2 protein-coding genes are annotated in these 1,042 nt (G+C 75.1%); one reads left to right on the forward strand and one right to left on the reverse strand.

Going from position 1 to position 1,042, the window contains the following annotated elements:
* The coding region (locus AB0N07_RS52130; protein ID WP_365848158.1) for an aldolase/citrate lyase family protein at positions 1–395 on the reverse strand (395 nt) is incomplete at its 3' end.
* Positions 396–554: 159 nt separating this feature from the next.
* On the opposite strand from AB0N07_RS52130, the gene AB0N07_RS52135 reads away from it, so the two are divergent.
* A partial coding sequence (locus AB0N07_RS52135; RefSeq protein WP_365848160.1) for a hypothetical protein occupies positions 555–1,042 on the forward strand: 488 nt, incomplete at its 3' end.

The raw sequence follows: 1,042 nt of genomic DNA on the forward strand, positions 1-1,042 counted from the left end.
CCCAGGGCGGACTCCAACAGGGCGATCACCGGGGTGCCGGCGCGCAGACGCATGGCGGTGAACGTGACCTGCTCCGGCTCCTCGGTCTCGGCCAGCACGACGCCGCGCACGCCGTCGAGGCCCGCGAGCGCCTCGAGGTCCCGCTGCCAGTGGGCCGTGGAGGTCGCGGAGATGCGCACCCACGCCGTCATGCCACCGGAGAGGGCGTCCACGACGTGCTGGCGGGCCGCGTCCTTCTGCTCCTCCGGCACGGCGGCCTCGAGGTCGAAGATGACGGAGTCGGCCTCGGAGGCCAGGGCGGGGGCGAACGCGTCGGGGGTGGCCGCGCTGACCAGCAGCCAGGAGCGGCTGAGCTTGGCGGGCAGGGCGGCGGCGCGACGGTTCCTCACGGGCATGGTCTCCAGCCTAGCCCGCCGCGGCCGTCCGCCCGCGGGCCCCTTCCCACTCGTGCGAGGCCTCACATCCGATCACGGCGGGCGAGGCGGACGGTCGTAGCATGGAGAGGCCGTCGGCCCGTCCGACGCCGCCGACCCCCCGACCGCCAGGAGTACCCGATGCGCCCGACCTCCCCTTCCCGCGCCCTGCGGCTCACGGGTGCCGTGGCGGCCGCGTGCCTGGTGGCCGGCTGCGCGGTCGCCCCCGACCTGGCCGAGGACTCGGCGTCCGACGACGGCGTGCCCCTGCCCGCGACGGAGGGGTATCAGCCGCTGACGGTCTACCTCGCCGTCGCCGAGGCGGAGGCGGTCCCGGGGACGAGCGGCCGGCCTTTCGGCTGCGGCGATCTGCTGGTGCCCGTGCAGACCGTGCCGACGGACACCGAGGACGAGGCGGACACCGCCCTGGACTTCCTGTTCGCGGACGAGCGCGGCTGGCACGGCGACCCGTCGCTGTGGAACGCCGTGTTCGACGTGCGCGAGAGCCTCATCCCGACCGGGCACCGCCGCGAGGGCGACGTGGAGATCTTCACCTTCACCGGCACCGTGACGCCGGAGAACGAGTGCACGGCCGAACGGATCCGCGCCCAGCTGCAGGCGACCGCCGC

It is taken from the genome of Streptomyces sp. NPDC051172 (genome assembly GCF_040682555.1).
Lineage (GTDB): Bacteria > Actinomycetota > Actinomycetes > Streptomycetales > Streptomycetaceae > Streptomyces.